Origin of the sequence: Ensifer sp. ENS02 (genome assembly GCF_014851885.1) — a bacterium.
GTDB lineage: Bacteria > Pseudomonadota > Alphaproteobacteria > Rhizobiales > Rhizobiaceae > Ensifer > Ensifer adhaerens.
The window spans coordinates 84028-97200 of the sequence record NZ_JACVAO010000011.1 but is presented as its reverse complement, the minus strand read 5'-3'; the positions used below and the strand labels follow the sequence as shown (position 1 = coordinate 97200).

11 protein-coding genes are annotated in these 13173 nt (G+C 61.3%); 4 read left to right on the top strand and 7 right to left on the bottom strand.

From position 1 onward, the window contains the following. Positions 1-41: 41 nt before the first annotated feature. Positions 42-1541 (bottom strand): ABC transporter substrate-binding protein, encoded by a 1500-nt coding sequence (locus tag IB262_RS23485; RefSeq protein ID WP_060518063.1) that lies wholly within the window; start codon positions 1539-1541, stop codon positions 42-44. Between the two features lie 26 nt (positions 1542-1567). Further along, positions 1568-2437, bottom strand: coding sequence for a DMT family transporter (locus IB262_RS23480; RefSeq protein ID WP_063894913.1), 870 nt, complete (start codon positions 2435-2437; stop codon positions 1568-1570). A 230-nt stretch (positions 2438-2667) separates the two neighbouring features. Here IB262_RS23480 and IB262_RS23475 point away from each other — a divergent pair, with 230 nt between their 5' ends. From IB262_RS23475 to IB262_RS23465, 3 genes are read left to right on the top strand one after another with little or no spacing between them, the layout of a single operon-like run. Then, the gene (locus tag IB262_RS23475; protein WP_192493865.1) at positions 2668-3864 is read left to right on the top strand and encodes an exo-alpha-sialidase; all 1197 of its coding nucleotides are present in this window, start codon (positions 2668-2670) and stop codon (positions 3862-3864) included. Then, a complete protein-coding gene (gene pdxA, locus IB262_RS23470; protein ID WP_060518067.1) occupies positions 3861-4817 on the top strand; it encodes a 4-hydroxythreonine-4-phosphate dehydrogenase PdxA in 957 nt (318 codons plus the stop codon). The genes IB262_RS23475 and pdxA overlap by 4 nt, the downstream gene beginning before the upstream one ends. A gap of 4 nt (positions 4818-4821) precedes the next feature. Beyond that, on the top strand, positions 4822-5940 hold the full coding sequence (locus IB262_RS23465; RefSeq protein ID WP_089046184.1) for an iron-containing alcohol dehydrogenase: 1119 nt from the start codon (positions 4822-4824) through the stop codon (positions 5938-5940). A gap of 58 nt (positions 5941-5998) precedes the next feature. On the opposite strand, the gene IB262_RS23460 is transcribed toward IB262_RS23465, so the two are convergent. The 3 genes from IB262_RS23460 to IB262_RS23450 form a co-directional block, all read right to left on the bottom strand. Further along, positions 5999-6700, bottom strand: a complete 702-nt coding sequence (locus IB262_RS23460) for a FadR/GntR family transcriptional regulator (protein ID WP_034796126.1) — start codon at positions 6698-6700, stop codon at positions 5999-6001. Between the two features lie 3 nt (positions 6701-6703). Beyond that, complete coding sequence (locus IB262_RS23455; protein WP_192493864.1) at positions 6704-7732, bottom strand: four-carbon acid sugar kinase family protein; 1029 nt, start codon at positions 7730-7732, stop codon at positions 6704-6706. Positions 7733-8065: 333 nt separating this feature from the next. Beyond that, positions 8066-10192, bottom strand: coding sequence for an OmpA family protein (locus tag IB262_RS23450; protein WP_192493863.1), 2127 nt, complete (start codon positions 10190-10192; stop codon positions 8066-8068). Between the two features lie 464 nt (positions 10193-10656). On the opposite strand from IB262_RS23450, the gene IB262_RS23445 reads away from it, so the two are divergent. Next, positions 10657-10923, top strand: a complete 267-nt coding sequence (locus IB262_RS23445; protein WP_246802698.1) for a hypothetical protein — start codon at positions 10657-10659, stop codon at positions 10921-10923. Between the two features lie 43 nt (positions 10924-10966). Here IB262_RS23445 and IB262_RS23440 read toward each other — a convergent pair whose 3' ends face one another. Further along, positions 10967-11884, bottom strand: coding sequence for a nucleotidyl transferase AbiEii/AbiGii toxin family protein (locus IB262_RS23440; protein WP_090426905.1), 918 nt, complete (start codon positions 11882-11884; stop codon positions 10967-10969). After that, positions 11874-12719 carry a type IV toxin-antitoxin system AbiEi family antitoxin domain-containing protein gene (locus IB262_RS23435; RefSeq protein WP_090426908.1) on the bottom strand — a complete coding sequence of 282 codons (846 nt, stop codon included), beginning with the start codon at positions 12717-12719 and terminating at the stop codon, positions 11874-11876. The genes IB262_RS23440 and IB262_RS23435 overlap by 11 nt, the downstream gene beginning before the upstream one ends. Positions 12720-13173 lie beyond the last annotated feature (454 nt).

The window sequence follows — 13173 nt, the reverse complement described above, 5'->3', positions numbered from 1 at the left end:
TTGCTGTTGTGACTGGCGAACCTGTCGTTCGCCAGGGCAGATTACTTGATCTTGATCTCCGAGAGCTGCAGCGTCCCGTTGGTCGCCATCGTCGGCTTGAATTCGAGCCGCTCGGAAACGCGGGAGAAGCCTACCATGTGGAAGAGCAGGACGTCGGCAACGACATCGTCATGCACATAGGCGATCAGTTCCGACCAGAGCTTGGCACGCTCGTCGCCGACGGCAGCCGACGCGCGCTTGATCAGGTCGTCGACCTTCGGATCGGAGAAGCCGGACTGGGTGCCTTCGGTTGCGTATTTGAAGAACATCGAGAACGACGGATCGCCCTTGGAATTGTCGTGCATGGCGGCAACGATCTGCGGGCCGCGACCTTCCTTGAAGGGCTTGGAATAGTACTGCTCGTGCTCGGCGACCTCGACGAATTTCAGCTCGACCTTGAAGCCGACTTCCTCAAGCTGCGCCTGAATGGCTTCCATGATCTCGGTCACGTTCGGAAAGTTTGCAGAACGGGCAATGATGGTGATGGGCGTGTCGACTTTGACGCCATCGGCCTTGGCTTCCTCAAGCAGCTTCTTTGCGCCTTCCGGATCGTAGGGGAAGACCTTTACGTCGGGGTTCCAGCCAAGCGTCGGTGGCGGCACGATCGCGGTGGCGAGCAATGCGCTTTCGGGAACCAGGGTACCGAGGAAGGCCTGGCGGTCGATGGCGACGTTGAGCGCGCGGCGGACACGAACGTCGTTCAGCGGTTCGATGTTGTGATCGATGCGCAGGTAGACGGTTTCGCTGTCGAGGTAGGAAAAGTCCGTTGCCGGGTTCGTGGCATCGAGCTGCGAGATCGACGGCGAAAGGTCGGCTTCGCCGGTCTGCACCATGGCTGCGCGCACCGACGGGTCGGCGCGGAACAGATAGGTGGCTTCCGTCACTTCGGGCTTTGCGCCCCAATAGTCGTCACGGCTGGTCAGCACGATCTGCTGGCCCGGCGTCCAGTTGGTCAGCTTGTACGGACCGGTGCCGACCGGTTCGCGCACGAACTCAAGCGGCGTTTCCTCCGGCACGATCGTGACGAGAGACATCAGCAGCGGCAGGATCGGCTGAACCGGGTCGGCCTTGAAATCGATGGTGTAGTCGTCGACGACCGTCGGGGTCACCGTGATGCCGCCGAAGTAGCGGCGCGATTCACAGGTGTTCTTGTCGCTCATGATGCGATCGAAGCTGTGCTTGACGTCCTTGGCGTCAAAGGTCGTGCCGTCGGAGAACTTGACGCCCTTGCGCAGGTGGAAGCGCCAGCTGCTGTCTTCGTTCTGCTCCCATTTTTCGGCCAGGCGCGGCATGACGCCCTTGTCACTGCGAACGTCGAGTTCGGTCAGCGTTTCGCTGACGTTCTGCATGATGACGCGGCCGATGTTCGAGCGCGTGGCCATGCAGGGCTCCAGCAGGTCGGCCTCCTCGGCCAGCACGATCTTAATGGGGCCGGACCCGGCGAATGCGGGCGACAGGGCCGAACTCAACATGAGTGCACTCAAGACAAATAATTTCTTCACGGCATTTCCTCCCTAGTGAAATTCGTTCAGCTGGATGTTGCTTTTCCGGATCGCGCGGCAATTAGCGCCGCGCAACCGATGAGCCCGCCGCCGCAAAGGGTGGTGAGGGCGATCTGTTCGCCAAAAAGCGCGAAGCCGCCGAGCGCCACGAGCGGCAAGCGCAAAAAATCGACCGGCGCGACGATCGTGGCGGGCGCGAGTGAAAAAGCATGGGTCATCATACCCATGCAGGCAGTTCCCACGACACCCTGCAGCGCCAGAAGCGTCATCTCCCTCGCCCCAGGCATGGTCCAGAACGGCAAGGCGAAAAGAAGCGCGATCGGAACGGTCAAAAGGAGATTCCAGACGACCAGCGTTGAGGTCTTATCGCCCTTCGACATGGACTTCAGGATCAACTGAATGGTCGACTGGAGCACCGCGCCAGTGAGGGCGAGAAGGATGGCGAGACTGAAGCCGGTTCCCGAGGGGCCGATGATCAGCATCGCGCCGCCAAAACCGAGCACCACCGCACCGATCATAGCCGGGCCAGGCCTTTCGCCCAGCGCCAGTGCGGCACCGAGCAAAAGGAAGATCGGCGACATGAAAGCGATGGCCGTCACGTCAGCAAGCGGCCCCCAGCTGAAGGCAGCGAAGAAGGCGACCATGGCGAGCAGCTTGAAGCCGGCACGGACCGCATGCTGACGCAAGGGGTGGCTCGACTTGAGCACCGATGGGCGCAGGGCAACAAAGGGCAGAAGGATGAGCGCGCCGAAGAACGCGCGGAAGAAGCCGATGACGAAAGGATGCACGGCGCCGTTCAGCGCCCGCACGATCACCGCGTCGGCGGCAGCAAGGATCGCTGCACCAACCGCGAACATGACCGCCATCTTAGCCCCCTTCGGGCTGGCTTCCAGCATCAGACCTCCTCCCGGCATCCTCTTGCCGGCTTGTTCAGACCATCCACCTTTCACCAAAGTTTGTCAAATTAATTCGCGATGTAAATTTTGTATCGAAATGATCACAATAAATATTTCAGTAAAATCAGTGTGTTATGCGTCATAGTAAACGGGCACATGTCTATTTGTAACTTTATCAAACTTGACAACTTTGAAAATTGGGTGATTTTCGAAGCACACAGGAGGAACTCATGGACCCTGAAGAAATCGCCCGCAGCATGAATGGCCTGCTTCAAACCGTGTCGCCCGAGCGTATGGAAGCGCTGTTGCCGTCGCCGATGATCCAGAACCATGCAGCCTTCCTGCATCTGCTTTCAGACGGCGCGCTCGCCTGTGCCTGGTTCGGCGGCACGCTCGAGGGCAAATCGGACATTTCCATCTTTGCTTCGGTGCTGCCCAAGGGGGCGACGCAATGGGGACCGCCGCAGCGCCTGAGCTTCGATGCCGCGCATTCGGAGCAAAACCCGGTGCTCTTCACTGCGCCCGATGCCAGGCTGTGGCTCTTTCACACCTCCCAACCCTCAGGCAATCAGGACGAGTGCCGGATCCGGATGGCTGAGGTCCGCCGCGATGCTTCCGATCCGCTGGTACTAACGACCAGCGAAGGCCGTTACCTGGACCTTCCCCGTGGCTGCTTCATCCGCGCGCCGCTCGTGGTGCGCGGTGACGGCGCGTGGCTGCTGCCGATCTTTCGCTGCGTTCAGCGCCCCGGGCAGAAGTGGAACGGCAGCCATGATACGGCAGCCGTCGGCATTTCGCTTAATCAGGGCGAGACCTGGCAACTGGAAGAACTGGATCAGTCCATTGGCTGCGTGCACATGTCGCCGGTGTCGCTTGGCGAAGGCCATCTTGCTGCCTTTTTCCGCCGGCGGCAGGCCGACTGGGTCTACAGGACCGAGAGCCTCGATGAGGGCCGCTCCTGGTCCAGGCCCGAGGCCAGTGACATCCCGAACAACAATTCCTCGATCGCCGCTCTCAGTCTGAAAGACGGCCGGATCGCGATGATCTGCAACCCCGTAAGCGCGGCCGACACCGCCGAACGACGCACGTCGCTTTATGACGAGCTCGGCGAGGACGACAACCGCCCGGACGCCGACCCCACGGGCGGTTGCGTTCCGATCTGGGGTGTCCGGCGCGCGCCAGTCTCTCTTTGCCTCTCTCAAGATGGCGGCAAGACATTTCCCGTGCGCCTGCTGATCGAGGACGGCCCCGGGACATGCCTTTCCAATGACTCGACCGACGGCCGCAACAAGGAGATGTCCTATCCCTGGCTGCTGGAGGGGCCGGACGGCGCCATGCACCTTGCCTACACCTACCACCGGCGCGCCATCAAATATGTCCGCCTGGCCCCTGGCTGGGACCACGCTGACCAACGGAGACCTTCATGAGCAATATCATCGGCATAACCATGGGCGACCCGTGCGGCGTCGGCCCCGAGATTTCGGTGCGCGCGCTGGCCGACATGTCGCCGCAAGAACGCGATACGGTCCGGATCTACGGCAATCTCGCGACGCTCGAAGCGGCCCGCGCCGCTCTCGGCCTTGAGGTTGATCTCACCGGACATGTCGTCGATCTGCCGATTGAAGGTGCGCCGCTTGCCTGGGGACAGCTGAACCCTGTCGCCGGCGACGCGGCCTTTCGCTTCATCGAAAAGGCAGTGCGCGACGCAGAAGCCGGTGTGATCGGTTGCATCGTCACGGCGCCCATCAACAAGGAAGCGCTGAACCTTGCTGGTCACCACTATGACGGCCACACCGGAATGCTGCGCAGCCTCACGGGCTCCAAGGCCGCCTACATGCTGCTTGCCTCCGAGCGCCTCAAGGTTATCCACGTTTCCACCCACGTGGCGCTGCAGGAGGCGATCCGACGCTCGACGACCGAACGGGTGCTCGCCACGATCCGCGCCGGCGACGCTCACTTGAAGCGTATCGGCTACGTAGCGCCCAAAATCGCGGTCGCCGGCATCAATCCCCACTGCGGCGAAAATGGCCTGTTCGGCACCGAGGATGACGACCAGATCGTGCCGGCCGTTGCGCAAGCACGCGCGGAAGGCATCGATGCCTACGGGCCGATTTCAGCAGATACGGTGTTCCATCGCGCCTATTCGGGCGCCTTCGACCTCGTGGTCGCGCAGTATCACGACCAAGGGCACATCCCCGTGAAGCTTGTCGCCTTCGACACCGCCGTGAACGTCTCGGTGGACCTGCCGATCGACCGAACCTCGGTCGATCACGGCACGGCCTTCGACATCGCCGGCAAGGGGATCGCCAACCACGGCAACATGAACTCCGCCATCGCCTATGCCCGCAAGTTGGTGGCAGGCGACGCCAAGCGAGGATGACACCATGACCATCGCTCCCATCACCCTTTATCAGCCGCGCCGCCTCGCCGTCGGCGCCGGCACAATCGCAGAGGTCGGCGCCTGGGCGGCCGATGCCCGTTCAGTGCTCGTCATCGCCACGCCGATCACCGCAGGCTTCGTCGACCGCCTGAAGCTTTCCGGCCGCGTTGCGGTGTTCGACGCCATCCCGGGCGAACCCGATGTCGACACGCTCGATGCCGCACTCGACTTCGCGCGCCAAAACAGCCCGGACCTCATCGTCGGCCTTGGGGGCGGATCGGTGCTCGACGTCGCCAAGCTTGTCGCCGTGCTTTGGGACTCCGAGCAGACGCTTGCCGATGTCGCCGGGCCAAACCGCGTACTCGGCCGCAACACCCGCCTGGCTCAGGTCGCAACGACCGCCGGCACCGGCTCGGAAGCCGGGATCCGCTCGCTCATCACCGACCCGGCCAAGGGAAACAAGATCGCGGTCGAAAGCGCGCACATGATTGCCGACCTGGCTGTTCTCGATCCGGAACTCACCTATTCCGTGCCGCCGGCGGTAACCGCCGCCACCGGCGTCGACGCCATGGCCCATTGCGTGGAAGCCTTCACCAATCGCCGCGCCCATCCGATGATCGACGGCTTTGCCCGAATGGGCTTCAAGCTCGTGGGCAAACATCTCGCCCGCGCAGTCAGGGATGGAGCCGATACCGAGGCGCGAGAAGGGATGATGCTTGCTTCCTACTACGGCGGCATCTGCCTTGGGCCGGTCAATACCGCGGCTGGCCATGCCATCGCCTATCCGCTCGGAACGCGGCTTCGCCTGCCCCACGGATTGGCAAACGCCATCATCTTTCCGCATGTGCTCGCCTTCAACCAACCGGTTGCCGCGGCCAAGACGGCAGAAGTCGCAAAGGCGCTCGGTCTCGGCGAAGATCTCTCCTCCCAGGAACTCCTGGGCGCTGCCCGTGGCTTCTGCCGTGATCTCGGCATCGAGATGTCGCTTGCCGCTCACGGCGCAAGTGCCGACGACTTGCCGCTTTATGCAAGCGAGGCCCATGCCAACCGAAGGCTCATGGACAACAACCCGAGCGATATGAGTGTGGAGGACGTGCTTGCCGTCTACAAGGCAGCCTTTTGATCCATAGACCATGCAAAAAACAAAACCCCGGCGTCTGCCGGGGTTTTTGCTTTGTCGATTACTTGGTCGCTTGGAACAGACGTTCGCGGGATCCGGAAAGGTGGTCATGCATGAGTTGTCTCGCCTTTACGCCTTCACGCGCGGCAATCGCTTCCGCGATCGCTTCGTGCTCCCCGAAAACGCGCGTCAGCCCGGTCGTCTCCCGTTTGACCGAGGCGCCATGAAACCGCATCCCGACCGCGATGTGATCCTTGAGCGCTTCCATTGCCGTGAAAAAATAGCTGTTCTGGGCCGCACGTGCGATCGCAAGATGGAACTGGAAGTCCGCATCCTCCCGGTGCGATTGCCGGTTGGTGGCGTCCCGCATCAGTTCCAACGCCTGGCGGATGGCGGACAAGCTGGCCGCGTCATGCCGCTCGGCAGCAGCCTGCGCGGCAGCCGGCTCGACCGTCAATCGGAACTCGTAGCAGTTCAGAAGATCGGCGACGTTTTCCAGTTGTCCGAAGCCCAGCGGCTCACGCATGCCGACAGCACGAACGAAACTGCCGGCGCCGCGGCGTGAATAGATGAAACCCTGCTCGCGCAGCCGGCGCAACGCCTCTCGAATGATCGGACGGGAAACCTCGAATTCACTTGCCAGTTCGTGCTCGGTCGGCAAGCGCTCGTCCGGCTTGTAGGCGCCGGACTTGATCGCACGGTGCATGCGCTCAAAGACGAGATCGCCGAGGCTCTTGCGTGCTGTTCCGTTCTCCAGTCCCATCCGTCATCCCATCTTGCGAAGGACAGCCTCCGCGATTTCCTTAAGCGTATCCGGCGCGCCGAATCCGCCGGACTTGGCAATGATGCAACGTCCATCGACCTCAGCCAAGCCCAGGCCGGGCAGGCACTCGCCCAGCAGGCGAAAACGCTGGATGCCCATTTTCCTCAAAACTGCCTCTGCAGTTGCGCCGCCGGACAGAAGCAGCGTCCCTGCCCGTTCGACAAGGCCCGGACAGACGCTCTCGGCAAGCGCCTCGGAAACGGCCTCCGGCGTCAACTCCCCTTCACCCGGCACCGCCTGAACGAGCGTGATTGCGCCGCCGGTGTCGTCTGCGGCCGAAAGCCGCCCGTTGGGCGCGGGCAAATAGGATAAGGCAAGGTCGTTGCGAAGCGTGTCGATCTGGGCAAGGGTAATCGGGTCTCGGGACCCAATGACGAACAAAGCCCGACCGCCAATCACCTGGGCAGCCCGCGGTTTTTGACCGCCACTCATCCGTTCGGCAAGCGCCTCGGCCAGACCGCGCGCTCCAATCAGCAGATCCGTACCACTTCTTTCCGCATTCTCAAGCAAGGCGCGCATCTCGGCTTCAGTGGATACGTCCGGGATGATGGCCTTGGCCGCATGCCGGCCGAGCTTCTCGGCAACGGAGATGGGCGCATCTACCCCAAAGCCTTGCACGCTACCGGACATGACAACCCGACCGAAGGCCGGGATGGCGGGCGCCACGAGCGCCGATCCGAAAGACATTGCGTCGAGTTCGGCGACGATGTTGCCCTTAAGACGGGAGTCGACCTTCTTGAAGATGCGCGAACCCGAAGGCAGCGCAGCGAGCGTGGCAACTGTTCGTTGCCTGGCGGATGCGGGGCTGTGTTCTCGCGATCCGAGATTGACCGAAACCACGTCCGGCCCCGTTTTCAGGACATCATCGATCGCTTCGGGCGCCAAAGCGACTTCGACATAAAAGCCCCTCGCGGCAAAGGGCGCCGCGGCATCCAGAGCGCCGGTCAGATCATCAGCGACAATGACGAGCATCTCAAAATCCAGACGATTTGTTGTTATCTTCAATTGTCCATTTTATATTGAAATGTCAATATTTTTTGGAAAGAAATTACAAATTAGGCGCACTCTGCCGCGGCCGATGTTAGGCATCGGTTCTCGTCCTTGGATCTTCCGTGCGCCGATTTTCAGGAAGCGCTCGCAATAGGATGGCAACGGCAGGTTTCAAGCCGCGATGCCATAAGCCTCGATCACGAGGACTGCGACGGTTTTCGCCGCTCTCGTCTAAGGGCGCCACGTCATCTGACCGAACAACGCTGAGCTTCCCGGGCGCCGTCGCGAACGCATGGTGGCTGGACGTCGCGAGCGTTATCGCTGTGCGACTGGGCGTACCAGTGGCGTCACGCGTCGGATGGTCACGCGGCGGTTTTCTTCCGCCGGCTCGGGCGTACTGATCTTGAGGAAACGCTCGCCGTAGCCTTGCGTCACCAGGTTCTCCGCCGGGATGCCGTAGACTTCCGTCAGGAGGACCGCGACGGACTCGGCACGCTCGTCGGAGAGGACGAGGTTCGACCGGTCGGAACCGACAGCGTCCGTGTGCCCCTCGATGAAGAAGGTTTCACCGGGATCCTTGCCGAGCACCTTCTGCATGGCGTCGGCGACCGTTCGCAGCGTCTTTGCCTGTGACATCGACACTTCGGCGCTGCCGGTTTCGAAATGGATCGTGTCGAGATCGATGCGCCGGACCTTGTCACGGAGACGGGCGGAATTGCGGACTTCATCGATGGAATAGACACGCTCCACGCGCTCGACCGGCGGTTCGGACAGAAACGCGTAGTAATCTCGATCCGGCTCCTGCGAATAGTCGACGATGTAGTCATCGACCGGGATCGTCAGGCGCATCGGCGGCAGGTCATAACCGACGTCGACGATCGCCGGGCGCCTTTCGTCCTGATAGTCCGGCGCGTACATCAACACATATTCGTTGCCATCGCTGTCGACGCGCGAGCGCTGCAAGACGTCACCGTAACGGTCATAGACGGTGACGATCCTGTAGCCGCCCGGGCGCACGATCGTTTCACGCACGCGGCCGCGCGGAAGCTCGTCGTAGTACGCCTCCCGCGCGCCGTGGCGCAGGCGCGGACGATCGTCGCCACGCACGAAGATCTGGTCGCCGACGCCAAGGACGACACGATCGTCGAGCCTCTCGACGACGCGCACCTCGGTCACATCATTGTTCGTCGTGCTGTTGACAGTCCTGTTGTTGATGACGGTATTGTTGACGATGTTCGTCGTGTCCGGAACCGCGAATGCTGGCACCGCGTCAACGCGTCGACCTTCCTCCTTGATCCCGGCCTCGATCCTCTGCGCGGCCGTCTGCCGCACGTCGGCCGGGATTTCAGCCTGGGCCGCGGCGTCATCCGTCGGTGGCGCTATGTTCCCCTGGACGCGCAATTCTTCGCGCTGCTTGCGCCGAGCCTCGCGCCCCTGGTTGCCGCCGGACTTGTCGGCGTCCTTGTCACTGTCGAGCACGGCCGCGCCGTTATCGACCGGAAGCACAATGGTTTCGTCGGTCGCTGCCGGATCCTGGGCGATCTTTCGCTTGTCTGCCTTCGTGCGCTTGTCGACGACAACAGGTGCAGGCTTGGCCTGAGGCTCCTCACTCTGGCGCTGTTCGGCCGTCACGGGCTGTTCAGACCCTGGAACGGGCTGCGGCTCACTCTCACCGGTCTGTGGCGCCGGCTTTTGCTCTTCCGGCTGCTGACGTTCAGCTTGCTGCTTGCGCTTCTTGGGCACCGGTACCTGCGCTTCCCCAGCGTTCTGCGGAGTGCTCTCATCTATAGCGGGTTGCTGTCCTTCTGCCTGCTCTTTGCGCTTCTTGCGTTCAGGTGCTTGTTGTTCCTCAGCCTGCCGCGGAGCGCCTTCCTCTATGGCGGGTTGCTGTTCTTCTGCCTGCTGCTTGCGCTTCTTGCGCTGAGGCGCCTGTTGCTCTTCAGCCTGTCGCGGCGCGCCTTCTTCTATGGCGGGTTGCCGTTCTTCCGCCTGCTGCTTGCGCTTCTTGCGCTGAGGCGCCTGTTGCTCTTCAGCCTGCCGCGGAGCCCCTTCCTCTATGGCGGGTTGCTGTTCTTCTGCCTGCTGCTTGCGCTTCTTGCGTTCGGGCGCCTGTTGTTCTTCAGCCTTCCGTGGCGCGCTTTCCTCGGTACCGGGCTGCTGTTCTTCAGCCTGTTGCTTGCGCTTCTTGCGAGACGGCTCTTCTGCCTGGCGCTGCGGCTCCTCGGCCTGCGGTTGCTGCTGTTCTACCTGCCCTTCCCCCGCGTCCTGCTGCTTCTTGCGCTTCTTGAGCAGCAGCAAATCCTCGGGCGACTGCTGGTCGACGCCTTCCTGAGCGACCTGGAACGGCACCCTCAGGCTCTCGGCCAGCGCCGGCTGTATCACGAATGATGCGGCGAAGACTGGAAGGGCCACCGTTGCGAAAAGTTTGGAAGGCATCGACATGATTTTCACTCCTGTTACTGGGAGACCCGAGCGCCCGTTGGCGCTGTACGAACGGCGCGCCTTACGACGCGGCACAAGCGGGGCCATCACCCGAGCCTCCGACTTTTGTGGCCGTCAAAGGCTAGTCCCAACGCAGCAGCGAGCGAACGGTTCCGCCCAGCAGACCCTATTGCGAAACTGCCAACTGCAGGGTCGGGCGGCCGGTCCCGGGAAACGGAAAGGCAAAAATGAGGAGTATCGGCCAGGTGTACGAGCAGCCGTGATCACAAAGATGGCTGTCGGTCGTGGCGATCCACTTGAGCGGCCGCCAGCCGCGACGCAAGCCGATCCGGATTGCCGTTCAGTAGAGGCGCGAGGCGGCATTGGGCATGCTGGGGTTCGATAGCCCCATCGGCGGAGCAGACGTCCGTCCTGTTGATCCTGGATGAAGTGGTGTCGGCAAAAAACTCTCTCCGCCGCCACCATTGCTCGCGGAGCTCTCCGGCACGCCGGAAGGCCGCCAGGTGCTGGAAGAGGCCAAGGCCCTGGCCCGCGCTCTTGAGCGACGTCTTGGCAGTTCGGATCCGCGAAGTTTCAAGAAGGAGCTCGATCGTCTGGGGTTGAAAGATCCGGCCGTAGTCGACCGCATCAAGGACGTCGCCAGCCTTGTCAATAGGACACACTGGGCGGAGTTGAGCCGGGCCTATGAACTCACGTGCGGGCTGAAGAAGGGACTGGGCTTGGGCATGTGAGGCATGTCGGCGATGTGAGATACCCAGAACCGCTGAGCCAGATTTAAGAAAGAATGCCCTGTATTTCACGGCGCTGTTCGAGGTGTTTCGCGGGGTTCTGTTCCTTCAGCTTTACGAGGTTGAGGACCTTCCAGCGGACAGCCGGAAGCTCCGCTGCCTGTGGAAGGCCGATCGCGTCGAAATCGGGCTCGCCGTCATGGAGCGTTAGAAGGAACCGCATGGCCTTTTCATCCAGCCTTGCGAGAATATCGCCGGCCAATCGGTTCCTCACCCCTTCCAACTCGTTAAGGCTGACTGCTTCCGATGTCATGCCCTCGAACTCTTTTACGAAAGCCTCGTCGAGCTTCACGAGCGAGGGACGCACCAATTCGTGCGGCGGTCGGCCGGAGCTTGCGACATAAACGAGGAACGTGTGAAACAACGCATCTGTCAGACCTTCATTCTCGTACAGCAGCTTCACGTCGAACAAGTCACGTGGATGCTGGCGGTCGACAGCTGCATGCAGCTTGCCGCCGAAAAGGTCCTCGAACGAAACGACCTGCATTTCCGCAAAGCCGAATTCGTCTTCGACCGCTTCGCTCACGCGTCGTAGTTCAGGCGGGTGGACCGTCCCTCTGGCGACCGGCGAGGTCTCGATCTTGATTTCGGCGCCTCCTTGCCGGACGAGGACGCGCGTGTCGTTGTTGCCTCCGCCGGCTATCCTCTGCACCGTGACACCCCGGAGGTTTCGCAGTAGGTCGTCGCGGATTTGCTCGAGTGTGGTGTCGATACCTTTCAGCGTCGTCTCGCGATCCTCGATCGGGAGATAGGTCAGATCAATATCGACTGATAGTCGCGGCATGTCGCGGTAGAAGAGGTTGATCGCCGTGCCACCTTTAAGGGCAAAGGTTTCCTGACGTGCAATGAAAGGAAGGGTCTTCACCAGGAGTTCCACTTGCCGCATATATTGCTCACGCGCCACGGGGCGTCTCCTTTGGCATCAGCTCGTCTGGAATGGTGATTCGGTAAGCCGGGTGAAGCCGACCACCTGGGGTGAGTGCTCGGTCGCCCGTGCCGAGATCGATCGCCGACATGTCGATGTGCCTGCGCCAGGCGTGCCCGTGCTTGTCTGCATAAACGAAGAAGAGGCGCTTGGTCTTTACACTTCGGCACTCCGCCAGAAGTCTTGTCAGCAGCTTCGGGCGCAGATTGGCCAGGCTCTCGAACGCCATGTCGACGGTGTGGAAGCTTTCGCTCTTTGGCAGCTCATCGAGCATTTCGATGATCGCGCGTTCAGGAGACGACATCGGGATCGGCCAGCGCCACGGGCTCAGGGCGAGCTCGCCGTCGGCATCGTCCGATAGATTGAAATCAGAATGTTCAACGCCGAGGGCCGCGTCTCCAAACAAATTGGCGCTTCTGGTCAGGATCCGCGCATCGGTATGCAGTTTCGACAGCCACAACGGAATGTCGGAGCCGTAGAGGCAAAGAACGAACTCGCCGCTGAGCGAGAGATAGTGACTGTGGCCCCGCAGGGAGAGAGCACTTGCCCCGCCAACGTGGAATTTGTGCCGCATCAGCCATACGGCCGAAAGCAAAGGGATCTTCCATCCCGTAACGGCATCCGGGTTCGTGTCTGGCGAAAATGGACGTCGATAGAGGCCCGTCAATGCTGGTTCCAACCAACCGCGTTTGACGTAGCCCGAAACCGATTGTCGCGAGATGGCGTGACGAGCCATCCACGCAGTGTCCACCAGGAATCCAGGTGGCACGGCTTGGAGAAGCTGCTTTAGCTTTGTCTCGCTTTGTCCACTCATGTTTGACATTGTAGCGCGTCTGTAAAGTTATCGCCACTGATACTTTAATGAAAGCTGCAAATGTCAATTGAAAATTGACAAAAATCGGCAAATCCAAAGTAGGTCGTCCGTTTTTTCTCTCGGTTTTGATAGCCGCAATCAACGCGCCCGGGAATCGTTGGCCTACTGTCTTCTCGTCCCGTTGCCACCACGAGATCGGATCGCGACAACTGCCGCAGCGATCACCGACGCCTCTCAACCGAGCTCGCATTCGGGATTGCCGGCTCTCTCTACGTTCGGGCGATCACGCGCGTTCCACGGCTCGCGCTTGTGCAGCACTTCGCCATGGCGACAGGCCCAAGCACGAAAGAACGGGCCCCGGACGTTGCCTTTTTGGCAATCGACCTTGCGAATATCTGTGCTTCTTCGGCAAGGGAAACTCTGAATAATTGGCCGTGCAAACAACTCTTCAGAG